The following is a 25,923-nucleotide window of genomic DNA, read 5'->3' as shown; positions in this document are numbered from 1 at the left end:
GCGGCGGCCCGTCCCGCGCCCGGCGCGCGCGGCTGCGCAAATCATCGTCGTGTTGCGGCAAAAATATTCACCGGCATGCTACTTTCGACGCGTTCGCGCCCTGTGCGGGATCGGAGAGCTATGCTCTAGTTTCCCCAGCGTTCGCCACGCGCGAACCTTGAACGCATCGGGGAGAGAAGCATGGTCCTAACGGCAATCCGCAAGCATCTCGTTGTGACGACGGCGCTCGCCCTGTTCGCGGTCACGGCCCCGGCCGTCCAGGCCCAGGAGCCCAAGAAGGGCGGTACGGTCCATGTCGTGGTGCAGCCGGAACCGCCGATGCTGATGCAGGGCCTGAACCAGAACGGCCCGACCAACATGGTCGCCGGCAACATCTACGAATCCCTGCTGCGCTATGACGAGAAGCTCCAGCCGCAGCCCTCGCTCGCCAAGAGCTGGGATATTTCAGCGGATTCCAAGACCTACACCTTCAAGCTGCAGGAGGGCGTGACCTGGCATGACGGCAAGCCCTTCACCGCCGACGACGTCGTGTTCTCGCTCGACAAGTTCCTGCGCGAGGTGCATCCGCGCTGGCGCCCGATCGCCAACACCCAGGTCGAGAAGATCGAAAAGGTCGACGATCTCACGGTCAGGATCGTCCTGAAGCAGCCCTTCGGCCCGCTGATCCTTTCGCAGGAAGCGGCCGGTGCGCCGATGATCCCCAAGCACATTTATGACGGCACGGATTACCGCGCCAACCCCGCCAACAACACGCCGATCGGCACCGGCCCCTTCAAGCTCAAGGAGTGGAAGAAGGGCTCCTACATCCACCTCGTGAAGAACGAGAACTACTGGCAGAAGGGCAAGCCGAACCTCGACGAGGTCTACTGGCAGATCATTCCCGATGCCGCTGCCCGCGCCGTTGCCTTCGAGACCGGCAAGATCGACGTGCTCACCGGCGGTTCCGTCGATGTCTACGATGTCGCGCGGCTCTCGAAGCTGCCCAACACCTGCATGACCACCAAGGGCTGGGAAATGTTTGCTCCCCATGCCTGGCTGACGCCCAACATCGCGCGCGGCGGCCCGCTCGCCAACAAGCAGTTCCGTCAGGGCCTGATGTTCGCGATCGACCGGGAATTCGGCAAGGATGTGGTCTGGGGCGGCCTCGGCAAGCTGCCGACCGGGCCGATCTCGTCGAAGACCAAGTTCTACTCCGCCGACGTGCCGAAATACGGCTATGACGTCGCCAAGGCCAAGGAACTGATCAAGGCATCGGGTTACAAGGGCGAGCCGATCAAGCTCCTGGCTCTACCCTATGGCGAGGTCTGGAACCGCTGGGCCGAGGCCATCAAGCAGAACCTGACGGATGCCGGCGTCAACCTGTCGATCGAGACGACGGACGTGCCGGGCTGGACCCAGAAGGCCAGCAATGGCGAGTTCGACCTGACCTTCAACTTCCTCTACCAGCTCGGCGACCCCGCAACCGGCGTGGCGCGCAACTACATCTCGACGAACATCGTCAAGGGCAACCCCTTCGGCAACCAGGGCGCCTATATCAATCCCGATATCGACAAGCTGTTCGCCGAGGCCGCGATCGCGCCCTCCGACGCCGCACGCCAAGAGCTCTACACCAAGATTCAGAAGATCCTGGCCGATGAGGTCCCTGTGCTCTGGCAGCTCGAGATGGATTTCCCGACGATCTACCGCTGCAACATCAAGAACCTCGTCACAACCGCCATCGGCGTGAACGACGGCTTCAAGGAGGCGTGGAAGGATTGAGGCGGGCGGCGCTTGCACAGCAGGCGCGACGCTGTTCGTCATGGTCGGGCTTGTCCCGACCATCCCCGTCTTCGCGCGCCGCGTGTCCAGGACGTGGAGGCTCGCCACGAGGGCGAGCATGACGGTGGGAGCCACGTCGATGCGGATGCCTGAATGAACCTGCTGCAATTTTTGGGAGGCCGGCTGGCAAAGGGCGTGCTCACGCTCTTCGCCATCGCGGTGCTGAACTTCTTCCTGATCCGCGCCGCGCCGGGCGACCCCGCGCAGGTTCTGGCCGGCGAGGCCGGCGCTGCCGATGCGCAGTTGCTCGAACAGCTGCGCGAGCGCTTCGGGCTGAACGAGCCCCTGCTGACGCAGCTCTGGATCTATCTGAAGGGCTATATGACCTTCGATCTCGGCTTCAGCTATCGCCAGCAGCAGCCGGTGCTCGACCTCGTGCTCGACCGGCTGCCCGCGACGCTGCTGCTGACGGGTGCGGCGTTCTTCGTCTCACTGGGGCTGGGCATCGTCATGGGCGCGCTCGCCGCGCGCCGGGCCGGGCGCTGGTCGGACAGCCTGATCACGACGCTGGCGCTGGTCTTCTACGCGACACCGCTGTTCTGGATCGCGCTGATGAGCCAGATCGTGTTCTCGCTGAAGTTCGGGCTGGTGCCCAATGTCGGCTACGAGACAATCGGTGGGAACTACAGGGGCCTCGCCCGCGCGCTCGACATCGGCCACCATTTGATCCTGCCGGCACTGACGCTGGGCCTGTTCTTCACCGCGCTCTATGCCCGGATGATGCGGGCCTCGATGCTGGAGGTGGCCGGGGCCGATTTCGTCAAGACGGCGCGTGCCAAAGGCCTCTCGGCTGGAATCGTCTCGCGCCGCCATGTCGCGCGCAATGCGATCCTGCCTGTGGTGACGCTGGCGGGTCTCCAGGCCGGACAGCTCGTGGGCGGCGCCGTGCTGACCGAGACGGTCTTCGCCTGGCCCGGCATCGGCCGGCTGATGTTCGATGCGCTGGTCCAGCGCGACTATTCGGTGCTGCTCGGCGTGTTCTTCATCTCCTCGGCGATGGTCGTCGGCTTCAACATCCTGACCGACCTGGTCTATCGGCTCGCCGATCCGCGCATCGAGGCCGGGGCATGATTGTGATGTCCCAGCCGTCATGGTCGGGCTTGTCCCGACCACCCACGTCTTCACTTGGTGAGCGCGGCGTTCAAGACGTGGATGCTCGCCACAAGGGCGAGCATGACGGCGAGGAGTTGCTCACCGTCATTGCGAGCGCAGCGAAGCCAACCATGGCGGTCCAGTGCATGGCCGCCCCTGGATTGCTTCGTCGCTCCGCTCCTCGCAATGACGGGATGGCCCGCCCATGAATTTCCTCAAGCGCTTCTGCCGCAACCGGGGCGCGGTGTTCGGGCTCGTCATCCTGATCGCCGTGGTCGCCTTCGCGCTGCTGGCGCCGTCGCTCTATCCGCAATCGCCCTGGCGCATGGTCGGGCGGCCGTTCATGGCGCCGTTTGCGCTCGATCGTTTCCCACTCGGCACCGACACGCTGGGCCGCGACATCGCGTCGGGGATGGTTCATGGCGCGCGGGTGTCGCTGATGATCGGCGTCGTCTCGACACTGGTGGCGCTGCTGATCGGCGTGCCGCTGGGGGCGATGGCAGGCTATGCCGGCGGCTTCGTCGACGATGCGCTGATGCGCTTCACCGAGTTCTTCCAGACAATTCCCTCCTTCGCGCTGGCGATCGTGCTGGTCGCGATCCTGCAGCCTCAACTCGGGTCGATCGTGCTCGCCATCGGCGTGGTCTCGTGGCCGCCCGTGGCGCGGCTGGTACGCGGCGAGGTGCTCTCGCTGCGAACGCGGGAATATGTCCAGGCGGCCGTCACCATCGGCCAGTCGACGCCGCGGATCATCTTCAGCCAGGTGCTGCCCAACACGGTGGCCCCGATCATCGTGATGGGCTCGCTGATGATCGGCTCTGCGATCCTGCTCGAATCCGCCCTCTCCTTCCTGGGGCTGGGCGACCCCAATCTGATGAGCTGGGGCTACATGGTCGGCGCCGGGCGCACGCGTCTGCTCGACGCCTGGTGGATCAGCTTCTTTCCGGGGCTCGCGATCTTCCTGACCGTGCTGGCGCTCAACCTTGCCGGCGAAGGTCTGAACGATGCGCTCAACCCGCGCCTCGCCCGGGGACGCGAGTGATGGCCGAGCCGGTCCTCGCCATCCAATCCCTGAAGCTGGCATTGCCGGCACTCGCCGACCGCGCCTACGCCGTCGATGGCGTCAGCCTCTCGATCGTCGCCGGCGAGACGCTCTGCGTCGTCGGAGAATCCGGCTCCGGCAAGTCGATGATCGCCCATGCCGTGATGGGGCTGCTGCCCAAGGCTGTGAAGCCGGACGGCGGTGCGATCCGACTCGCGGGGCGCGACCTGCTCGCGCTCGACGAGGAGGCGATGCAAGGCGTGCGCGGCCGGGAGATCGGCATGATCTTTCAGGAGCCGATGACCTCGCTCAACCCGGTGATGCGGGTCGTCGACCAAATCGTCGAGACGTTTGAGGCGCATGGGCTGCACAGCCAGGCGCAGCGCAGGGCGCGGGCCATCGACCTGCTGACCGAGGTCGGCTTGCCCGACCCCGCCCGGCTGGCAAAGGCCTATCCGCATGAGCTCTCGGGCGGGCAGCGCCAGCGCGTGATGATCGCGATGGCCCTGGCGCTGGAACCGAAGCTCCTGATCGCCGACGAGCCGACTACCGCGCTCGACGTGACGACGCAGGCGCAGATCCTCAAGCTGATCGACAACCTCCGGCACAAGCATGGCACCGCCGTGCTGTTCATCACCCACGACATGGGCGTCGTGGCCGAGATCGCCGACCGGATCGCGGTGCTCGAGAAGGGCGTGCTGGTCGAGGAAGGCACCGCCGACCAAGTACTGGGCGCTGCGCGCCATCCCTACACGCAAAAACTGCTGGCGGCCGTGCCCTCGCTGACGCCGCCGCAGCGCGCGGCCCTGCCCGACCTGACACCGGTGCTCAGCGTGGAGGGGCTCGGAAAGACCTATCGCAAGCGTTCCTTCTTCGGCGGCGGACGCGAGGTCCGGGCGGCGGACAATATCTCCTTCACGCTGGCGCGTGGCGAGACGCTCGGGCTGGTGGGCGAATCCGGTTCCGGCAAGTCGACGGTGGGGCGCTGCTGCCTGCGATTGATCGAGCCCGATGGCGGGCGCATCTCGCTGCGGGGGCGGGGCCATGACGATCTCGTCCTCAGCGATCTCGGCCCGTCCGCCCTGCGTAGGCATCGCAACCGCATCCAGATGGTCTTCCAGGACCCGTTCGCCTCTCTCAACCCGCGACAGACCGTCGGGCGCATCATCTCGGACGGGCCGGTGGCCCATGGCATGGCGCGCAGCGTCGCGATCGCCAAGGCGAAGGACCTGCTCGAACTGGTGGGGCTGTCGGCCAACGCCGTCGACCGCTATCCGCATGAATTTTCGGGCGGGCAGCGCCAGCGCATCGGCATCGCCCGGGCGCTCGCGCTCGAACCCGACGTGCTGGTGGCCGACGAAGCCGTCTCTGCACTGGACGTCTCGGTGCAGGCGCAGATCCTGACGCTGATCAAGGAGATCCAGCAGCGGCTGGGGCTGGCGATCCTGTTCGTAACCCACGACCTCCGCGTCGCAGCCCAGATCTGCGACCGCATCGCGGTGATGCAGCGCGGCAGAATCGTCGAGACCGGGCCGACGGCGGCGCTCTTCGCCGATCCGCAGCATGCGTATACGCGCCAGCTGCTCGCGGCAGTGCCGGGCGGCGGGCGGTTCGGGCATTGATGTTGCGCCCCGCGTTTTCTCGTCATGGTCGGGCTTGTCCCGACCATCCACGTCTTCTCATTATCCGCGTCGCAAGGCGTGGATGCTCGGCACAAGGCCGAGCATGACGGCATAGCCTCAGGAGCCCGCCCATGCCTCTCGAACCCGCCTTGCGTGACAAGATCCTTGCCTCCGTCGAGGCCGGCTTTGCCGAACAGGTCGCCTTCACGCAGGAACTGATCCGCTTTCCCTCGCTCAGGGGCGAGGAACATGCCTGCCAGGACTTTGTCTTCCGCGCCCTGAAGCAGCGCGGCTTCACGATGGACCGCTTCCATATGGACCGCGACCTGATCGCGGCCCATCCGGGTGGCGCGCCCTTCTCCGACACGCATTCCACCGCGCCGATCGTGGTCGGCATTCATCATCCGCGCGAGGAAAAGGGTCGCTCGCTGATCCTGCAGGCGCATGTCGACGTGGTGCCGACCGGGCCGGTCGATCAATGGAAGCATGCGCCGTTCGACCCCGTGATCGAGGGTGACTGGCTCTATGGCCGCGGCGGCGCCGACATGAAGGCCGGGCACGGCGCGAACTTCTATTGCCTCGACGCGCTCCGGCGCATCGGCCTGCAGCCCGCCGCGACGCTTTATCTGGAATCCGTGGTCGAGGAGGAATCGACCGGCAATGGCGCGCTGATGACGCACTTACGCGGCTATCGCGCCGATGCGGCGCTGATCCCCGAGCCCGAATACGAGATGCTGTGCCGCGCCAATGCCGGCGTGATCTGGTTCCAGTTCGAGGTCCGCGGGGTGCCGGCACATGTCCGCGAGATGGGCACTGGCGCCAATGCGATCGACGCCGCCTATCGCGTGATCACCGCGCTCAGGGCGCTCGAGGAAGAGTTCAACGCCGAAAAGGTTGGCCGCGAGCATTTCGAGGACGATGCGCATCCGATCAATTTGAACATCGGCAAGATCGAGGGCGGCGACTGGGCCTCCTCGGTGCCGTGCTGGTGCCGGGTCGACTGCCGCGTCGGGCTCTATCCCGGCGTCACTGCGCAGGAGGCGGCCAAGCGCATCGAGGACTGCATCCGCAACGCCTCCCGCACCGACGCCTTCCTCGCCAACAACCCGCCAAAGGTGACGTTCAACGGCTTCTGGGCCGAGGGCTATGTGCTGCAGCCCGGTAGCGAGGCCGAGGCCGTGCTCGGGCGCGCTCATCAGGCGGCGCTCGGAAAGCCTCTCAAGTCATTCATGACGGCAGCCTATCTCGATGCCCGCGTGCATGCGCTCTACGACAAGATTCCGTCGCTCTGCTACGGCCCGATGGGCGAGAACATCCATGCCTTCGACGAGCGCGTCAGCCTGGCCTCGCTGAAGCGCATCACCGGCTCGATGGCGCTGTTCGTGGCCGAGTGGTGCGGAGTGGAGGCCGTCGCGGGCTAGCGCTGGATTTGGTCGCCGGGGTCCGGGCCGGTAGGGTTGCAGCGCGAAGCGCTTCGCACGAGCAACCCGACCGGACGGATTTATGGCCAAGACGACCGACGCATCGAAGCCCCCATCCGTCCTGCGGGCGTTCCTGACCAGCGAGGCAGCCGGCGGCATCGTCCTGATGGCGGTCGCTGTGATCGCGATCGTGATTGCGAACTCCCCGGCGGCGCCGCTCTATTTCGGCGTGCTGAACAGCTATGTGCTGGGCCTTTCCGTGCTGCATTGGGTCAATGACGCGCTGATGGCGGTATTTTTCCTGCTGGTGGGGCTGGAGATCAAGCGCGAGTTCCTCGACGGGCAGTTGTCGAACTGGTCGCGCCGGGCCCTGCCGGGCTTCGCGGCATTGGGCGGCATGGTCGCGCCCGCGCTGATCTATGTCGCGGTCAATAGCGGCTCGCCCGAGGGCCTGCGCGGCTGGGCGATTCCGGCCGCGACCGACATCGCATTCGCGCTCGGCGTGCTGTCGCTGCTGGGCCCGCGCGTACCGGTTTCGCTGAAGGTCTTCCTCACGGCGCTGGCGATCCTTGACGATCTCGGCGCGGTCCTGATCATCGCGATCTTCTACACCGCCGATCTGTCGGCGCTGATGCTGGGACTGGCTCTGGCGACGCTCGTCGTGCTGATCGTGCTCAACCGGATGGGCGTGACGCGGCTTTCCGCCTATCTCGTCGTCGGCGCGGCCTTGTGGTTCTTCGTCCTGAAGTCGGGCATCCACGCCACGCTGGCGGGTGTCGCGCTGGCGCTGACGATCCCGCTGAAGGCATCCCCCGCCGCGCCGGATGATGCGCATTCGCCGCTGCACCGCCTCGAGCACGGGCTGCATCCCTATGTGGCGTTCCTGATCATCCCGATCTTCGGATTCGCCAATGCCGGGGTGTCGTTTGCGGGCGTCGGCCTGGCGGCGCTCACGCAGCCCGTTCCGCTCGGCATCACGCTCGGGCTCTTCCTCGGCAAGCAGCTCGGGGTCTTCGGCTTCGGCTGGGTCGCAATCCGGGCCGGGCTGGCGGAGTTGCCGAGCCATGCGACATGGCGGCAGTTCTACGGCATCGCCCTGCTCTGCGGCATCGGCTTTACGATGAGCCTGTTCATCGGCCTGCTGGCCTTCCCGTCATCGGCCGCACTCCAGGACGCAACCAAGATCGGCGTTCTCGCAGGCTCGCTGCTGTCGGGAGTTGCCGGCTATATCCTGCTCAGGTGCTCGCCGTCAGGCCGGTCGACGGGGCGACGCTGACGCTCAGTTCAAGGCGGCCTGTCAGTTGAAGTCGGCCTGGCGGGCGCCGAAGGCCGCAGCCGCGGCGCGGTTTGGCAGCTGCAGGGTGCGCAGCAGCGCCGCGACGTGGATCTTGACGGTGCCTTCGCCGAGACCGAGCTGACGTGCGATCTCCTTGTTGGAGCGGCCGCTGATCAGCGCCTGCAGAACCTCACGCTGGCGCGGCGTCAGCCTGCTCATCGCGTCCGCGCCGGGTTCGGCTGGGGCCGGCACGGCGGACGGCTCGGAAGCCGACGCCTTGGCCAGCATCGGCGGGACATAAATCTGTCCGGCGAGCACAACCTCGAGCGCGCGCACCAGTTCGGCCGGCCCGAGCGCCTTGGGAATATAGCCGTGCACGCCGGCACCGAGCGCCGCCAGTATATCCTGCCGCGAGACCGAGCCGGAGACGACCGCGAGCGTGACATTGTCGGCACATTCGCGAACCGCAGCCAGGCTCTCGGCCTGCTTCATGCCGGGCATGGACAGGTCGAACAAGGCCAGCGCGATATCCTGGCGTGTGCCGAGAAGCTCGAGCGCGTCATCGAGCGAACCCGCCTCGAGCACGGTCTCGAAGTTGAATTGGCGGGTGAGAATAGCGGCCAGTGCGATCCTGAAAAAGGCGTCGTCATCGGCAATCAGGGCACAGGAACGGGTCATTGTCATTGTTTCGGGCCGCTCAGAACAGTCCGGCAGGGCGCCGGCCGGTCCAGAAGGCTGCAAGCATCTTCACACGGAGTTAACGCTAACGTCAGAAATGCCGAAGCGTAAAGTGCGCGGGATCGGCCTGCCGGCGGCAAAATTCGCACCTGTCGCAACAATTCACTCCTTCAGGCCTAGGCTGATCGACTCCGGCAATGCAGTCTTCTGCAGGCTCAATGCTGGCTATCGAGCCATAATACTCCACCGCTCGATCGGGCGCGACAGGAATGCGCCGGATGGGCGCCGCGATTGCGCGAAGTCGCCCAAACTGGCCGGATAGGGCGCTCATCCAAATGGGCACGTCTATCTGTCTCTTGGCCTAGGCCATGAGGACGAAGAAGGCCAACAAGGAGAAACGGGCTGGTTTCAGGGCCGGAAACGAGGCTCCAACGCCCCCAAACGCAATATCTGTCTGGCGGTGGCCACGGCGCCCTGCCATGCTGCATGGGGCGCCGCGGGGCGCAGGCCCGGCTTCAGGTTTGGTTAACCTTACGCATGATTGCGTCGAAACCGGCGGCTGCGCAGCTGATGCGCGGCGATGGGTGACAAAGAATGACGGTATTGCGCGGATTTCGCAGCCTTGGGGGACGAAACGTCCCGCTCGTGGTCGCGCTCGCCGCTGGCGTCATGGCTCTCCTCGCAGGCCTGGCGGGCGTCTGGGCGCTCGGAGCCTTCGAAACCTGGCGGGACCGTCCCTGGAGCGATGTCGCGATCGCAGCTCTCGTCGCGCTCGCTGTCCCAGCCCTCGTCATCGCGCTCGTGCTGGCCAGGCGCCAGCGCGACAGGGCCTTCGCCCTCCTCCATGCGACGCTGGAGCATATCGACCAGGGCCTGCTTCTCGTGGGGCGCAACCAGCACGCCGACATCTATAACCGTCGCCTGCTGGAACTACTGGAGCTGCCCGACAGCCTGATGGCGCGCCGGCCCCGGCCCTCGGAGATCTTCACCTACCAGAACAACCGCGGCGAATTCGCGACCATGCCCCCGGACATGATCGACGAGATCGTGCGCGCCCTGCCAGCCCGGAACCCAAGCCGCTATGTCCGCGTCCGGCCCAATGGCGCGGTTCTGGAAATCCACTCCAGCCCGCTGCCTGACGGCAGCACGCTGCGAACCTACAGTGACATCACCGAGAGCCGGAAGGCGATCGACGACATGAATGCCAGCATGGCATTTGCCAATTCGCTGGTGAATTCGAGCCCCGACTGCATCCAGCTCCTCGATCTCAACGGCAACATCATCTTCATCAGCGATCTCGGGCAGGAGCAGTTCGAGATCACCGATTTCGAATCCGTCCGTGGCACGCCCTTCGCGGCGTTCTTCGCCGACGAGCAGCGCAGCCGCGTCGAGCTCGCCCTGCGACGCGTCCGCGACGGACAGACCGATCGCTTCACCCGGATGTGCCGCACCCAGGGCGGGATTGCCAAGTGGTGGGATTTCATCATCACGCCGGTGCACGAGATCGGCCGCACGCCCGAACGGCTCTTCGTGGTGGCGCGCGACATCTCGGCCCGGCAGGCCCATGCCGAGGAGCTCGGCCGGGCCAAGGAGGCCGCCGAGCGCGCAAGCCTCGCCAAGACGCAGTTCCTGGCGACCATGAGCCATGAAATCCGGACGCCGCTCAATGCAATCCTCGGCTTCGCCGCGCTGGCGCATGAGCGACTGGACCGCGACCCCGAACTGAGGCGCCAGATCCAGCTGATCCGGAAAGCCGGCGAGTCGCTGCTGACGATCATCAACGACGTGCTCGACCTCTCCAAGATCGAGGCTGGCAAGATCGAGCTCGAGGAGCGGCCGCTGAACCTGCGCGAGCTCGTCGAGGACTGCCTTTCGATGACGCGCGGCCTGGCCAAGCAGAAGGGCATCGCCCTGGAATGTTCGGTAGCGCCCTCGATCCCGGCCCGCATCGTCGCCGACGAGGCCCGGCTGCGCCAGGTGCTGCTCAACCTGCTCAACAACGCGGTCAAGTTCACGGTCTCGGGATCAGTCGCGCTGTCGGTCGCGCCGGTCGAGGGCAGCGACGCCATGGCGGTCGAGATCACCGACACCGGCATCGGCATCTCGCCCGACCGGATCTCGCATCTGTTCCAGGACTTCGTGCAGGGCGACGGCTCGATCAGCCGACACTATGGCGGAACCGGGCTGGGCCTCTCCATCTCGCGGCGGCTGATCACGCTGATGGGCGGGCTCATCGGCGTGACCAGCGTCGTGGGCCAGGGCTCGACCTTCCATTTCACCCTGCCCCTGGTCGAGGCCGAAGCCGAGATCGACGACGGAACCTCGCCGGGGCCGGTCCCAGCGCAGGCCGTGACGCCGCGCTCGATCCTGCTGGTCGACGACCTCAGCATCAACCTCGAGATCGTCGGCGAGATGCTGCGGTCGGCGGGGCATTGCGTGACCTCGGTCAATAACGGGCCGAGCGCCATCGTGGCCTGGCGCGACGGCCGCCATGACCTGATCCTGATGGATGTGCAGATGCCCGGCATGGACGGGCTCGAGACGACCCGCCGGATCCGCGATCTCGACGGGCAGGCGCGGCATGTGCCGGTGATCGCCCTGACCGCCAACGTGTTCTCGCAGCAGATCGAGAGCTATCGCGATGCCGGGATGAACGATCACCTCGGCAAGCCCTTCTATCGCGAGGACCTGCTCGCTATCGTCGAACGATGGACGAGTGATGCTGCCGACGCCATCCATGTCCGGCCACCGGTGCTGGATCGCTCGTGCCAGACCGAACTCTCCGCGTTGATCGGCCTCGACAAGACCCGTGAGTTGCTGACGCGCTTCCGCGACGAGCTGCCCACGCGCTTCCAGTCGACGGATGTCGCCGCACTGCGGGCGGATGTGCACGCCATCGTCTCGACGGCGGGGTTGCTCGGCTTCGCGCAGCTCTCGGCGGCCGCGAGCGCGGTCGAGCAGGCGATCGATGCGGGCGCGGAGGTCACGCAGCCGCTGGCGGATCTCCTCGCGGCGCGGACCGAGGCTATGGGCCGCGTGTCCCAATTGGCCGCCGGCCTCGACATGACGACGCCTGATGCGGACGATCTCATGCCGGCAAAGGTCGGCTGAGAGCTTTCCGCGACAAACGTGCGCGCCGACAGATAGCCGTCAAATCTTTTCCGAAGCAGCTTGCGCGGGATGTCGCCAATCGAGGCTCGATGCGGGAGAATGAGGCAGGGGACGGATGCGATTCGCGACGCCGCCCGATCGATTTTTTGCCTCGGACAGGAGACGCCAGCCCACAATGGCGAAGACCAAGCGCTTGCCGGGCGAGCCGCGCCGACAGGTTGCGGCCATGCCGATCCGCCGCATTGGCGACGGCTCGCTCGAAATCATGCTCGTGACCTCGCGCACGACACGGCGCTGGATCGTGCCGAAGGGCTGGCCGATCAAGGGGATGAAGGACTACGACGCTGCTGCTCGCGAGGCCTATGAGGAGGCCGGCGTCGTTGGAGTGATCGCGAAAAAGCCGGCCGGACGCTATGATTACTGGAAGCGCCTGGCCGATCATTTCGTGCTGTGCAGCGTCAAACTCTATCTGCTGGACGTGCGCACTCAGCTCCCGAGCTGGGCCGAGCAGGGGCAGCGGCACTGCCAATGGTTCAAGCCCGAGGACGCGGCGGACCTTGTCGACGAGCCGGGCCTGAGCAGCTTGATCCGCAGCATTGCGGGCGTGCCGGAGCGCTGACGCGCCGGCCTGATCATGAACCGGGCTGCCGTGCTGGCTGGAACGGCACTGGGGCAAGCCCCTCGCCGCCTTGTCGTGACTCGGCGTTGCGATTTTCCTTGAGCCGGCTTTCGCGCAGGGCATTGGCGCCTTCCAGGATCGGATAGCCGATCGAGGCGACATGGCCGTGGATGCGCTTGAGATCGCGGATGATGTCGAGATGGATCGCGCTGGTCTCGATCGATTCCGAGCGGCCACTGCGCAGCCTCTGGAAATGGCTCTCGGTCGCGCGCCGCTCGGCATCCCGCATCGTCGCCTTTTCGGCGAAGAGCTGGCGCGCCAGGGCGAGGTCCCGGCTGGCGAAGACGTTCAGCGCCAGAACCAGCCCCTGCGACACGCGCTGGTGGAAATCGCGGATCTCGGCCAACCCTTCCGCCGAGAAGGCGTAGCGCTTGCGGATCTTCTTTTCGGCGAGCTCGCGCAGGTTTTTGTCGATGATGTCGCCGATATGCTCGAGATTGGTGATCAGCGTGATGATCTCGAGCAGCCGGCGGCCCTCCTCCTCGGTCAGCTCGTTGCGCGAGACCTGGACGAGATAGAGCTTGATCGATTCATGGATCGTGTCGACGCCGTCATCGGCCTGGGCGATGGCGCGGGAGAGCTTGAGTTCGTCCTTCTCGAGCAGCGTCATGGTATCGCGCAGCATCAGCTCGACGCGGTCGCCGAGGTTCAGCGCCTCGCGCATGGCGCAGGCGAGCGCCTCAGACGGGCTGTCGAGCACAGAGGGGTCGAGATGGCGCGGCCTGACTGCGGCGTCCGCGGCATCCTTGCCGGGCAGGGCACGCTCGACCAGCCGCGCCACGGGCGTGACGAAGGGCAGGAAGACGAGCGCGCCGACGAGGTTCAGCGCCAGGTGGAACTCGATGGCGAAGCGCGTGTCGAGCAGGGGCAGCGCCTGCATCCAGGCAGCCAGCGGCCCGGTGAAGGGGAGGAGCACCAGCGCGAGCAGCAAGCGCGTGAATAGGTTGCCGAGGGCAGCCTGGCGCTGCGCCGCCGGCGCGCCGAGCTGGTCCAGCACCGGGATTAGCGCATTGCCAAGATTGGCGCCGATCACGAGCGCGAGCGCAGTCGCCGGCGGGAACAGCCCCGAGGCGGCGAAGGTCGAGATGAGCAGTATGACCGCGATGCTCGAATGCGTCAGCCAGGTCGCGGCAATCGCCACCAGCACCGCCAGGAGCGGCTCATGGCCGAGCGCGGCGAGAATGGTGCGGAAGGTCGGTGACTGTGCCAGCGGGGCCGCGGCTGCATTCAGCTCGATCAGCGAGAGCAGGATCAGTCCGATGCCGACTAGGATACGGCCAATATTGCGGGCACGCTCCATGGCCTCGTTGCCGAGATAGAGCGCGACGCCGATCGCCAGGCACAGGCCCCAGAGCCAGCCCAGATCCAGCGAAATCACAAAGGCAGCCAACGCCGTGCCGAGATTGGCACCGAGCAGCACGGCGAGCGCCATCGCCGGCAGGATCAGGGCGCGCCCGGCGAAGGAGGACACGAGCAATGTCGTGGCCGTCGAACTTTGCAGGATCATGGTCACGGCGACGCCGCTGCCGAAAGCCGCGAAGCGGTTCTTGGTAAAGGTCGCAAGAGCCTGCCGCAGCGACGAGCCAAAGGCGCGCAACGCACCGGTGCGCACGAGCCTGACCGCCCAGATCAGGAGCGCCACGCCACCTGCGAGGTGGATCAGGATGGTCGTCGCAGTCTCGCTCGACGTCATCTTTGCTGGTGTTTCCTTCGATTCAAGCGCGGATCATAGCGCGTATTCGCTTATTTTTCATTAGCCAACTTATCATAAATGACGGTTGAAAGTGCTCATTTTAGGGCGAGATCGGCTTGAAATGAGCACACCTGGGCGCTGGCAGGCCGGCCGCAGCCGCAGGATCGCTCTCGCCGCAACGCCACTTCATTAGGCAGGCGCGCACCGGGACGCCTCTTCCTGTGGCGCGCGAGCGTCTCGCCGCGTGCGCGCGGCGGCCTCTCCAAACGTCAGAGGCTCCTGAGTGGCGCCCTCCGCGCGAACGCCTGGCGCGCTTTCACCGCTCCGGATCGTCAACGGAGAGTTGCCGCCAGCCCAGCCGGCGCCGCAGTCTGTGCAAGATCGACTTATCCTCAACGGCAGAAAGCGGTGAGTTTTATCGATTGAAAGGCAGTTAATTGTGTCTTGCCTCATTTTGCGGCACAATCCGTGCGCCGCCGGGCTGGCACCGTGGGTCGATCGCGAGCATGCAGCCTAGGCCATCCACCGCGCCGCTGCGCTGCATGGTTGACGCGTCGATTGGCACATGCCTTGCTCAGGGGGTGGGAGAGAGCGGCGCAACAAGCGCCGCCTTGTTTTTGTGTGCTGATATAAGTGGAGGATTCTATGAAAGAGCAGGACCTGCGACGGCTGATCGCGGAAGTTAAGGACGGTGCCCTGTCGCGGCGCTCATTCATCAAGAAGGCCCTTGCGCTGGGCGTGGCGGCGCCGATCGCGAGCCAGATCCTGGTCTGGAACGATGTCGCGATGGCCAACGCCACGCTCGCCTACAAGCCAACCAAGGCTGGCGGCGGAGGTCCCCTCAAGATCCTGCTCTGGCAGGCCCCGACACTGCTGAACCCGCATTTCGCGTCCGGCACCAAGGACCAGATCGCCTCGCGCATCTTCTTCGAGCCGCTCGCCGGCTGGGACAAGGACGGCAACCTGATCCCGCAGCTCGCAGCCGAGATCCCGTCCAAGGGCAATGGCGGCCTCTCCGCCGACGGCACGCAGGTGACATGGAAGCTCAAGCCCGGCGTCAAGTGGCATGACGGCAAGCCCTTCACCGCCGACGACGTCGTCTTCACCTGGGAATACGCCAAGGACCCGGCGACCGCCGCCTACACCACCGGCGCCTACAAGGACATCAAGGTCGAGAAGGTCGACGAACTCTCGATCAAGATCACCTTCCCGCAGCCCACGCCGTTCTGGGCCGACCCCTTCGTCGGCGTCACCGGCCAGATCCTGCCCAAGCATCAGTTCGGCGACTATGTTGGCGCCAAATCGCGTGAGGCTCCCGGCAACCTGAAGCCAATCGGCACCGGCCCCTACAAGTTCGTCGAATTCAAGCCGGGCGACACCCTCACCGGCGAGCGCTTCGCCGATTACCACGTCAAGAACCAGCCGCATTTCGACACGCTTGAGGTCAAGGGCGGCGGCGACGCGGTCTCGGCGGCCCGCGCCGTGCTGCAGACCGGCGAATACGACTATGCCTGGAACCTGCAGGTCGAGGACGAAGTCCTCAAGCGCATGGAAACCGGCGGACGCGGCAAGGTCTCGTCGGTTCCCTCGGGCGACATCGAGTTCATCATCCTGAACCCGACCGACCCGTGGACCGAGGTCGATGGCGAGCGCTCGAGCCTCAAGACCAAGCATCCGACCCTGTCGGATCCGAAGGTCCGCGAAGCGATCAACCTGCTGATCGACCGCGATTCCGTGCAGAAGTTCATCTATGGCCGCGGCGGCATCGCGACGGCGAGCTTCGTCAACGAGCCCAAGCAGTTCAAGTCGCAGAAGCTGAAATACGAGTTCAGCGTCGAGAAGGCCAACAAGATCCTCGACGACGCCGGCTACAAGCGCGGCTCCGACGGCATCCGCGAGAAGGACGGGAAGAAGCTCAAATACGTCTTCCAGACCTCGATCAACGCCCCGCGCCAGAAGACCCAGGCCATCATCAAGCAGGCCTGCCAGCGCGCCGGCATCGACCTCGAGCTCAAGTCGGTCACGGCCTCGGTGTTCTTCTCGTCGGATGTGGCGAACCCCGACACCTACACCAAGCTCTATGTCGACATGGAGATGTACACCACGACGCAGCCGCAGCCCGATCCGGAGCGCTTCCTCAACCAGTTCACCTCGTGGGAAGTCGCCACCAAGGAGAACAAGTGGCTGGGCCGCAACGTCTCGCGCTACTCCGACCCGGCTGCCGACGAGGCCTACAAGGCCGCCCAGAAGGAACTCGACCCTGCAAAGCGCGCCGCGCTGCTGATCAAGGTCAACGAGATCTTCTGCGAGGCCAACATCATCCTGCCGTTGCTCTCGCGCACCCGCGTCGCTGCGGCCGTGACCAACCTGATGCATGACCACAGCGGCTGGGACGTCGATACCTGGAACCTGGCCGCCTGGTATCGCAGCTGATCCTGCACTAAGACCCCTCGCACGTGCTTTAGGGCACGTGCGAGGGCCATTCGGCCCGCCTTGTGCAACCGGAACAGTTCATGCAAAGGGCAAGCGAGCCCCTTTGCGCACCGGCCTGCGGATCCGCAAGCCAGGCATACAGAGACATTTTTATGGCCAGTTACCTGTTACGGCGATTGCTTATCGCAATTCCGAGCCTTCTCGGCATCAGCCTCATTCTGTTCACGGTCCTGGCGCTGGCGCCGGGCGACCCGTTCTCGGAAATGGCGACCAATCCCAACGTTCCGCCCGAAGTCCGCGAGGCAATCCGGGCCAGCTTCGGCCTCAACGACCCGATCCTGGTGCGCTATGCGCGGTGGCTCAAGGCGATGCTGCAGGGTGATTGGGGCTTTTCCTTCGCCAGCCGAATCGACGTCGACAAGCTGATCCTGCAGCGCGTGCCGACCACGCTCTTCGTCGTGGGCTCGTCGCAGATCCTGGCGCTGTGCGTGGCATTGCCTGTGGGCATCTATGCCGCAACGCGCCCCTATTCGATCTTCGACCAGATCGCCAACACGCTGGCCTTTGTCGGCTTCTCGCTGCCGACCTTCTTCACCGGCCTGCTCTTCATCCTGATCTTCTCGGTCAGCCTCGACTGGTTCCCGTTCGTCTATCGCTCCGATATCGCGGCGACCGGCTGGCGCTGGTACTGGGAGATGTTCCGCCAGGCGATCATGCCGATCATGGTGCTCGGCCTGTTCCAGGCGGCATCCTATACCCGCTATGTCCGCTCGGCGGTGCTCGACGTGATCCGGCTCGACTATGTCACGACCGCCCGCGCCAAGGGCCTTGGCGAACGGACCGTGACATTGCGCCACATCACGCGCAACGCGCTGATCCCGGTCGTGACGCTGGTCGCTCTGCAGATGCCGGCCGTGTTCGGCGGCGCCATCGTGACCGAGCAAATCTTCCGCGTGCCAGGCATCGGCTCCTTGCTGATCGACGCGATCCTGGCCAATGACACCCCGGTGATCATGGCCGTGACCTTCGTCTTCGCCTGCCTCGTCGTCCTCTTCAACCTCATTGCGGATCTGCTTTATGGCTGGCTCGACCCTCGCATCTCCTTCAGCTGATCCCATGGCAGGGACAGCAACGAAGAGCGCCGCGGTCTCGCCCGGGCGCGAAACCTGGCGCCGTTTCCGGCGCCACCGGCTGGCTATGGCCAGCACGGTGGTCCTCGCCATGCTCATCCTGGGCGTCGTGATCGGACCCTGGCTCTGGCCGATCCCGATCAACGAGATCGACTTCTCGGCCCAGCTCGAGCGGCCGTCCTGGAACCATCCCTTCGGGACCGACGACCTCGGCCAGGATATCCTGTCGCGCATGATGTATGGCGGCCGGATCTCGCTCGCCGTGGGTCTCGCCGCCATGGTTGTGGCGACGGTCGTGGGCGTCGTGGTCGGCTCGGTGGCCGGCATGTCGCGGAAATACGCCGACCCCTTCCTGATGTGGCTGACGGACCTGTTCCTGTCGCTGCCGCAGCTGCCCCTGCTGCTGCTCGTGATCTATCTCTTCCGCGAGCAGCTCAAGGCCCTGTTCGGCGTCGAGGGCGGTGTCTTCGTGCTGATCGTCGTCGTCATCGGCGGCCTGCGCTGGATGCCTGTGGCGCGCCTCGTGCGGGCCCAGTTCATGTCGCTGCGCGAAAAGGAGTTCGTCGAGGCGGCACGGGCACAGGGCGCCACCAAGTACCGCCAGATGGTGCACCACATCCTGCCCAACGCGATCGGGCCGGTCATCGTCGCGTCGACGATCGAGGTATCCTCGGCGATCATCGCCGAATCCACCCTCTCCTTCCTCGGTCTCGGCTTCCCGCCGGATATCCCGACCTGGGGCCGCCTGCTGTTCGACGCCAAGGACCATCTCGACTCGGCGCCGCACTGGGCTCTCTTCCCCGGAGCGGCGATCTTCCTGACCGTGCTCTCGATCAACTTCATCGGCGATGGCCTGCGCGACGCACTCGACCCGCGTCGCGTGATCTGACAGCCATCGTGACAGGCCGAAACGCCCAGATTTGAGAATGGACGCATCATGACCCAGACCCCGATCCTCTCCGTCAGCAACCTCTCGACCTCCTTCCGCGTCGAGGGGCTGTGGAAGCCCGTCGTGCGCAATGTCTCTTTCGACATCGCGCCCAAGGAGACCGTGGCCGTCGTCGGCGAGTCCGGCTCGGGCAAGTCGGTCACCGCGCTCTCGATCATGCGCCTGACCCCGTCGGGCAACAGCAAGACCGAGGGCTCGATCAAGCTGGCCGGCCAGGAGCTGCTGACGCTGCCCGATCCGGCGATGCGCAAGATCCGTGGCAACGACATGGCGATGATCTTCCAGGAGCCGATGACGTCGCTGAACCCGGTGCTCACAATCGGCTTCCAGATCGCAGAATCGCTGATCCTGCATCGCGGCATGTCGCGCTCCGAGGCCGAGGCCGAGACCGTGCGCCTGCTCGAGAAGGTCCGCATCCCGGCGGCGAAGTCGCGCTTCAACGAATACCCGCACCGGTTCTCGGGCGGCATGCGCCAGCGCGTGATGATCGCGATGGCGCTGGCCTGCAAGCCCAAGCTCCTGATCGCCGACGAGCCGACCACCGCGCTCGACGTGACGATCCAGGCGCAGATCCTGCAGCTCATCAAGCTGCTGCAGGACGAAGAGGGCATGTCGGTCCTTTTCATCACCCACGACATGGGCGTGGTCGCCGAAATCGCTGACCGCACGGTCGTGATGTACAATGGCGAGGCGGTCGAGACCGGCGGCACCGAGGATATCTTCGCCCGCGCCAAGCACCCCTACACCCGCTCGCTGCTCTCCGCCGTGCCGAAGCTCGGCTCGATGGAAGGTCACAGCCGGCCGATGCGCTTCCCCGTCGTCGACCGCCTGACGGGTGAGTCCGACGTGCCGGAGGAGACGCCCGACACCGTCAAGGCCGCCGAGCGGCCGGTGCTCGAGGTCAGCAAGCTGACGACACGCTTCGACATCCGTTCGGGCATCATGGGCCGCGTCACCGGCCGCGTTCACGCGGTCGAGAACGTCTCCTTCAGCGTGCTTCCAGGCGAGACGCTGGCGCTGGTCGGCGAATCCGGCTGCGGCAAGTCCACGACCGGTCGCTCCGTGATGCGCCTGATCGAGCCGCAGGCCGGCTCGGTGCTGCTTGACGGCGTCGATGTGCTGAAGCTCGACCAGACAGCTCTGCGCGAGCAGCGCAAGCGGATGCAGATGATCTTCCAGGACCCCTTCGCGTCCCTGAACCCGCGCATGAATGTCGGCGCCGCGATCGCCGAGCCGCTGATCATCAACAAGCTCGCGAACCGCACCCAGGCCCGCGAGATCACCGCCGAGCTGCTGCGCCGCGTCGGCCTGTCGCCGGATATGGCCAACCGCTTCCCGCATGAGTTCTCAGGCGGCCAGCGCCAGCGCATCTGCATTGCACGCGCGCTTGCGGTGGAACCGCGCCTGATCGTCGCCGACGAATCCGTCTCGGCGCTCGATGTCTCGGTCAAGGCGCAGGTGATCAACCTGATGCTCGAGCTGCAGGCACGCATGGGCCTGGCCTATCTCTTCATCTCGCACGACATGGCGGTGGTGGAGCGTGTCAGCCATCGCGTCGCCGTGATGTATCTCGGCGAGATCGTCGAGATCGGTCCGCGCGAGGCCATCTTCGGCAATCCGCAGCACCCCTACACCAAGCGTCTGCTCGCCGCCGTGCCGATCGCCGACCCGACTCGCCGTCACGAGAAGGCCGCGCCGTCGAACGACGAGATCAAGAGCCCGGTGCGTCCGGCCGACTTCCAGCCGCCGGAGCGCATCTTCCGCGAGGTCTCGCCTGGCCATGCCGTGATGGTCTGGGGCCCGGAATGGGAAAAGAAGGTGATCGAGGCCGTCGCAGCCTGATCAGGGCGCCCTCGCTCAAAGCCTCAAATGCTCGCCCTTGTGGCGAGCATTTTTGTTTCGGGAGCGTTTCTGAGAGCGTTTTGATGACCTGGAGCGCCGGAGCTCCAGCTTCGCACTGCGGAATGCGATGAGGCGGCGGCGACAGCCGCCGCGGCGGGCTCAGCCCCTCCGGCCGATTCCGTGATAGGCGAAGCCGAGCGCCTTCATCTCTTGCGGCCGGTAGATGTTGCGGAGATCGACGACGACAGGCGTCTTGAGGGCCGCCTTGACGCGCTTGAGATCGAGCGCGCGAAAAGCGTTCCACTCGGTCACGATGACGAGGGCATCGGCCCCCTCGACGCAGTCATAGGCCCCTTCGGCGAAGCGCACCTCGGCGAGATGAGGCCGCGCCTGCTCCATGCTCTCGGGATCATAGGCGACGATCTCTGCGCCCGCCGCCTGCAACGCCGGGATGATCGACAGCGAGGGCGCGTCGCGCATGTCGTCGGTGTTCGGCTTGAAGGCAAGGCCGAGCACGGCAATACGCTTGCCAGCGACCGAGCCGCCGCAGGCCGCGACGACCTTCTGCGCCATACGGGTCTTGCGCTGATCGTTGACCGCGACGACGGTCTCGATCAGGCGGGTCGGGGCGCCTGCCTCTTGGGCGGTACGGACCAGGGCCAGCGTATCCTTCGGGAAGCAGGAGCCGCCATAGCCGGGGCCGGCATGCAGGAATTTCGAGCCGATGCGGTTGTCCAGGCCAATCCCGCGCGCCACGTCCTGAACCTCGGCACCGACCTCCTCGCAGAGGTCCGCCATCTCGTTGATGAAGGTGATCTTCATCGCGAGGAAGGCGTTGGCAGCGTATTTGATCAGCTCCGAGGTGCGCCGGCTGACGAAGAGCAGCGGCCCCTGGTTGATGAAGAGCGGCCGGTAGATCTCGGTCATGACCTTGCGGGCATGTTCGCTGTCAGTGCCGACGACGATACGGTCGGGCCGCTTGAAATCCTCGATCGCCGCGCCCTCGCGCAGGAATTCGGGGTTCGAGACGACACTGATGCCGCTGCCCTGGCGCATCTCGCGCATGATCCGCTCGACCTCGTCGCCGGTGCCGACGGGAACGGTCGACTTGGTCACCACGACGGCATTGTCGGGCGCCACCGCTGCGATCTCGCGGGCGGCGTCATAGACATAGGTAAGGTCGGCATGGCCGTCGCCGCGCCGGGTCGGCGTGCCGACAGCGATGAAGATCGCATCGGCGTCGCGCGCGGCGTCGGGGAGATCGGTGGTGAAGGACAGCCGGCCGGCCCGGATGTTGGCATGGAGCAGCGCATCGAGGCCGGGCTCGAAGATCGGGACCTCGCCGGCCTTCAGCCGCGCGATCTTGGCGGGGTCCTTGTCGACACAGACGACGTCATGGCCGAAATCGGCAAAACAGACGCCCGACACCAGCCCGACATAGCCCGAGCCCACCATCACAAGGCGCATCTGATAACTCCAGGGCCATTCAGCCAGATAATTAGAACCCGCCCCAACGGGAGTCCCGACATCGCGTCGCTAAAGACGATCCAGTGACGACTGGACCACCTTTCGAGATGTCGCCGACGTTTGTCCTCGGGGTAAGGGCAGAGACGATTGCGGCGCGTTTAGCACCGCACGGTCAAATGACAAACCGGCATGTCCTTTCCGCGACAGAGGCCGGCATCAATCGGGAATATTGTCGAGGTCGGCGAGCCAGGCGGCAGCCGACGCGTCGCTGGGCGCCCGCCAGTCACCGCGCGGCGAAAGCGAGCCGCCGGAACTCACCTTGGGCCCATTGGGCACCGCCGAGCGCTTGAACTGGCTCGTCTCGAAGAAGCGTTTCACGAAGACCCCGAGCCAACGCTTGATCGTGGCTAGGTCGTAGGCGAGCTTCTTGGCGGCCTCCATATGTGGCGGCCAGTCGCCGCGCGCGGCGTCCGACCAGGCATGGTGCGACAGGAACGCGACCTTGCTCGGCCTGAAGCCGAAGCGCGTGATGTAGAACAGATTGAAATCCTGCAGCGCGTAGGGACCGACGAAATCCTCGGTCTTCTGGCTGGGCTTGTCGCCCTCGCCCGGCACCAGTTCGGGCGAGATCTCTGTCGCCAGGATGTCGAGCATGGCGGCCGAGGCGTCCACGCCAAAACGCTGCGACTGCGCGACCCAGCGGATCAAATGCTGGATCAGCGTCTTCGAGACGGAGCCGTTGACGTTGTAATGCGACATGTGATCGCCGACGCCATAGGTGCACCAGCCCAAAGCGAGCTCCGAGAGGTCGCCCGTGCCCAGCACCAGCCCGTTGTTCTGGTTGGCCAGGCGGAACAGTACCGAGGTCCGCGCCCCTGCCTGCACATTCTCGAAGGTGATGTCGTAGACCGGCTCGCCCTTGGCGAAGGGATGGCCGATATCGACCAGCATCTGCCGGCAGGCCGGCGTCATGTCGATTTCGGTCGCCGTGACGCCCAGCGCATCCATCAGCCGCCAGGCATTGGCCTTGGTGTCCCGGCTGGTGGCGAAAGCCGGCAGCGTATAGGCGAGGATGTTCTTCCGCGGCAGCCCCAGCGCATCGAAGGTCTGCGCCGCCACAAGCAGGGCCTGCGTGGAATCCAGGCCACCCGAGACGCCGATCACGATTCTCTCCACGCGAGCGCTCTCCATGCGCTTGCGCAGCCCATGCGACTGGATGTTGTAGGCCTCGAAGCACAGCTCGTTCAGCCGCGCATCGTCGCTCGGCACGAAGGGGAAGCGCTCGACCTCGCGCTCCAGCCCGAGGTCGGACTCGCGATCGGGATCGGCCTCGAACGTCACCGTGCGGAAGGACAGCCTGTCGCGCAGCGCATCGGCGTTGTCGCCAAACGTGTTCTGCCGGATGCGGTCCATCACCAGCCTGTCGAGGTCGATGTCGGCGACGATCAGCTGCGGCTGCGTGGCGAAGCGCTCGGCCTCGGCCATCAGCGCACCGCTCTCATAGATCATGGCCTGGCCGTCCCAGGCGAGGTCCGTGGTGGATTCGCCGGGCCCGGCGGCCGAATAGGCATAGGCGGCGAGGCAGCGTCCGGAATGGGCCTTGCAAAGCGCGTGGCGCCAATCCGACTTGCCGATCGTGACATTGCTGGCGGAGAGATTGAGCAGGACGGTCGCTCCCGCCAACGCCGCGAATGAGGACGGCGGGACCGGGGTCCAGACATCCTCGCAGATTTCCATATGGATGGTGAAATCGGCGATATCGCTGGCCTTGAGCAAAAGATCGGTGCCGAAGGGCACGTCCTGGCCGCAAAGGCTGATCGAGGTGGCCGCTGCGCGCTCGCCTGAGGCAAACTGCCGGCGCTCGTAGAATTCGCGATAGTTGGGCAGATAAGTCTTTGGGACGACCGCGAGGATGGTGCCGCGATGGATCGCCACCGCGCAGTTGAAGAGGCGGCCATCGACCCGCAAGGGCGCACCGACCACCGCGACAGGCCGCAAGGAGAGGCTCGCCTCGACCAGCCTGCCGAGCGCCGCGATCACACCGTCGAGCAGGGCATTCTGCTGGAGCAGGTCATCGATCGCGTAGGCGCTGATCCCGAGTTCCGGAAACAACGCCAGCGAGGCCCCACGTTCATCGGCTTCGCGCAACTGGCGTAGCGTCTCCCCGACATTGAAGGCGGGGTCGGCAACCCCGAGGCGCGGGGCAGCACAGGCGATCCGCACGAAGCCGTGCGCGTGGATGTTATGGAAGCTCATCTGCCATCCGTTCAGCTCGCGCTGAGGCCGAGCCGCATCATGGTTATCCCAGCGGGAGGCGTGGCGACAAGCGCGGGTCGTCGCAGCCGGACCTGATATGAGGGCCGTCGCTGCGACGTGCAATTGCCGGCAGCACAGAGCGTGGACTTGACCTTGCGCTTAACCCTCTTGTTTTGAAGGGCTTTGCCAAATGCCGGGGCGCGGCTATGTCGGGGCGCGGAAAACCGCTATGAGCATTGCAAATCCTGCTGCAATTGCGATCGGGGACATCAGGTTTGGCACTTCGTTTTCTGGTCACCGGCGGCGCCGGCTTTATTGGCTCGGCTGTCGTTCGCAAGCTGATTGGTAAGACCGAGCATCGCGTCTGCGTGGTCGACAAGCTGACCTATGCCGGCAACCTGGCGTCGCTGGCGCCGGTCGCGGGCAGCGATCGCTATCGCTTCGAGCAGGCCGATATCGGCGATAGCGAGGCGATGCGCGCAGTCTTTGCGGATTTCGACCCCGATATCGTGATGCATCTGGCGGCCGAGAGCCATGTCGACCGCTCGATCGACGGACCGTCGGCCTTCATCGACACCAACATCGTCGGCACCTTCGCGCTGCTGCAGGAGGCGCTGCGGCACTGGCGCGGGCTGGACGCGGCGCGCAAGGCCGCCTTCCGCTTCCACCACATCTCGACCGACGAGGTTTTTGGCTCGCTCGGGGCCGAGGGCTTTTTCCGCGAGGACACGGCCTATCAGCCCAACTCCCCCTATTCGGCCTCGAAAGCGGCGTCCGACCATCTCGTGCGGGCCTGGCATCACACCTATGGCCTGCCGACGCTGATGACCAACTGCTCGAACAATTACGGGCCCTATCATTTCCCCGAAAAACTGATCCCGTTGATGATCATCAATGCGCTCGAGGGCAAGCCGCTGCCGGTCTACGGCAATGGCCAGAACGTGCGCGACTGGCTCTATGTCGACGATCACGCCGACGCGTTGCTGCTGGTGGCGCAAGCCGGCAAGGTCGGCGAGACCTACAATGTCGGCGGCCATAACGAGATGAGCAACCTCGACGTGGTCAAGTCGATCTGCGCGCTCCTCGACGAGTTGCGGCCCGATCCGACCGGCCCGCGCGAGCGCCTGATCGCTTACGTCACCGACCGGCCCGGGCATGATGCGCGCTATGCCATCGACGCCGGCAAGATCGGCCGCGAACTCGGCTGGACCCCCAAGGAGAGCTTTGCCTCGGGCCTGCGCCGCACGGTCGAATGGTATCTGGACAATCCCGGCTGGTGGGGCGACATCCGCTCCGGCGTCTATCGCGGCGAACGCCTCGGCGCGGCCTGACGCGCGTTTTTAAATCCAACAGAAGACTGCCATGCTGACCGTCGAAGCCACCGCCATTCCCGCTGTGAAGATCATCGTGCTGC

17 protein-coding genes are annotated in these 25,923 nt (G+C 65.5%); 13 read left to right on the top strand and 4 right to left on the bottom strand.

The genetic code is table 11. From position 1 onward, the window contains the following. Positions 1 to 180 precede the first annotated feature (180 nt). The 6 genes from AC1D2L_RS07625 (at position 181) to nhaA (ending at position 8,271) form a co-directional block, all read left to right on the top strand. Positions 181 to 1,758, top strand: coding sequence for an ABC transporter substrate-binding protein (locus tag AC1D2L_RS07625; protein WP_476845250.1), 1,578 nt, complete (start codon positions 181 to 183; stop codon positions 1,756 to 1,758). A 153-nt stretch (positions 1,759 to 1,911) separates the two neighbouring features. Then, positions 1,912 to 2,889: an ABC transporter permease gene (locus AC1D2L_RS07620; protein ID WP_476845249.1), complete on the top strand. Its 978-nt coding sequence runs from the start codon at positions 1,912 to 1,914 to the stop codon at positions 2,887 to 2,889. Positions 2,890 to 3,115: 226 nt separating this feature from the next. Then, positions 3,116 to 3,952, top strand: a complete 837-nt coding sequence (locus AC1D2L_RS07615; RefSeq protein WP_476845248.1) for an ABC transporter permease — start codon at positions 3,116 to 3,118, stop codon at positions 3,950 to 3,952. Beyond that, positions 3,952 to 5,574 carry an ABC transporter ATP-binding protein gene (locus tag AC1D2L_RS07610; protein WP_476845247.1) on the top strand — a complete coding sequence of 541 codons (1,623 nt, stop codon included), beginning with the start codon at positions 3,952 to 3,954 and terminating at the stop codon, positions 5,572 to 5,574. The genes AC1D2L_RS07615 and AC1D2L_RS07610 overlap by 1 nt, the downstream gene beginning before the upstream one ends. Positions 5,575 to 5,705: 131 nt before the next feature. After that, entirely contained in the window at positions 5,706 to 6,995 is a 1,290-nt protein-coding gene (locus AC1D2L_RS07605) for an ArgE/DapE family deacylase (RefSeq protein WP_476845246.1), read from the top strand. 82 nt (positions 6,996 to 7,077) lie between these two features. Continuing rightward, a complete protein-coding gene (gene nhaA, locus AC1D2L_RS07600; RefSeq protein ID WP_476845245.1) occupies positions 7,078 to 8,271 on the top strand; it encodes a Na+/H+ antiporter NhaA in 1,194 nt (397 codons plus the stop codon). 21 nt (positions 8,272 to 8,292) lie between these two features. On the opposite strand, the gene AC1D2L_RS07595 is transcribed toward nhaA, so the two are convergent. Next, entirely contained in the window at positions 8,293 to 8,949 is a 657-nt protein-coding gene (locus tag AC1D2L_RS07595) for a LuxR C-terminal-related transcriptional regulator (RefSeq protein ID WP_476845244.1), read from the bottom strand. Between the two features lie 594 nt (positions 8,950 to 9,543). Between AC1D2L_RS07595 and AC1D2L_RS07590 the strand changes: the two genes are divergently transcribed. Both AC1D2L_RS07590 and AC1D2L_RS07585 read left to right on the top strand, forming a co-directional pair. Beyond that, on the top strand, positions 9,544 to 12,060 hold the full coding sequence (locus tag AC1D2L_RS07590; protein WP_476845243.1) for an ATP-binding protein: 2,517 nt from the start codon (positions 9,544 to 9,546) through the stop codon (positions 12,058 to 12,060). A gap of 175 nt (positions 12,061 to 12,235) precedes the next feature. Beyond that, a complete protein-coding gene (locus AC1D2L_RS07585) occupies positions 12,236 to 12,679 on the top strand; it encodes an NUDIX hydrolase (protein WP_476845242.1) in 444 nt (147 codons plus the stop codon). A 13-nt stretch (positions 12,680 to 12,692) separates the two neighbouring features. Here the strand turns inward: AC1D2L_RS07585 and AC1D2L_RS07580 are convergent, their stop codons facing one another. Next, positions 12,693 to 14,432, bottom strand: a complete 1,740-nt coding sequence (locus AC1D2L_RS07580; RefSeq protein WP_476845241.1) for a Na/Pi cotransporter family protein — start codon at positions 14,430 to 14,432, stop codon at positions 12,693 to 12,695. Between the two features lie 645 nt (positions 14,433 to 15,077). Here AC1D2L_RS07580 and AC1D2L_RS07575 point away from each other — a divergent pair. The 4 genes from AC1D2L_RS07575 to AC1D2L_RS07560 all read left to right on the top strand — a co-directional run bounded on the left by AC1D2L_RS07575 (position 15,078) and on the right by AC1D2L_RS07560 (position 20,786). Further along, positions 15,078 to 16,865 (top strand): peptide ABC transporter substrate-binding protein, encoded by a 1,788-nt coding sequence (locus tag AC1D2L_RS07575; RefSeq protein WP_476845240.1) that lies wholly within the window; start codon positions 15,078 to 15,080, stop codon positions 16,863 to 16,865. A gap of 152 nt (positions 16,866 to 17,017) precedes the next feature. Next, complete coding sequence (locus AC1D2L_RS07570) at positions 17,018 to 17,977, top strand: ABC transporter permease (protein ID WP_476845239.1); 960 nt, start codon at positions 17,018 to 17,020, stop codon at positions 17,975 to 17,977. Continuing rightward, on the top strand, positions 17,943 to 18,884 hold the full coding sequence (locus tag AC1D2L_RS07565) for an ABC transporter permease (protein WP_476845238.1): 942 nt from the start codon (positions 17,943 to 17,945) through the stop codon (positions 18,882 to 18,884). Before AC1D2L_RS07570 ends, AC1D2L_RS07565 begins: the two co-directional genes overlap by 35 nt. 48 nt (positions 18,885 to 18,932) lie before the next feature. After that, complete coding sequence (locus tag AC1D2L_RS07560) at positions 18,933 to 20,786, top strand: ABC transporter ATP-binding protein (protein WP_476845237.1); 1,854 nt, start codon at positions 18,933 to 18,935, stop codon at positions 20,784 to 20,786. Positions 20,787 to 20,945: 159 nt separating this feature from the next. Here the strand turns inward: AC1D2L_RS07560 and AC1D2L_RS07555 are convergent, their stop codons facing one another. Both AC1D2L_RS07555 and AC1D2L_RS07550 read right to left on the bottom strand, forming a co-directional pair. Further along, entirely contained in the window at positions 20,946 to 22,253 is a 1,308-nt protein-coding gene (locus AC1D2L_RS07555) for a UDP-glucose dehydrogenase family protein (protein WP_476845236.1), read from the bottom strand. A 216-nt stretch (positions 22,254 to 22,469) separates the two neighbouring features. Next, positions 22,470 to 24,509 (bottom strand): NAD(+) synthase, encoded by a 2,040-nt coding sequence (locus AC1D2L_RS07550; protein ID WP_476845235.1) that lies wholly within the window; start codon positions 24,507 to 24,509, stop codon positions 22,470 to 22,472. A gap of 275 nt (positions 24,510 to 24,784) precedes the next feature. Between AC1D2L_RS07550 and rfbB the strand changes: the two genes are divergently transcribed. Next, a complete protein-coding gene (gene rfbB / locus AC1D2L_RS07545; RefSeq protein ID WP_476845234.1) occupies positions 24,785 to 25,840 on the top strand; it encodes a dTDP-glucose 4,6-dehydratase in 1,056 nt (351 codons plus the stop codon). The last annotated feature ends 83 nt before the right edge of the window (positions 25,841 to 25,923 follow it).

This window comes from Allobosea sp. P1_B10, assembly GCF_056406735.1.
Note: the sequence above shows the minus strand (reverse complement) of the source record. Positions and strands in the feature narration are given on the sequence as shown.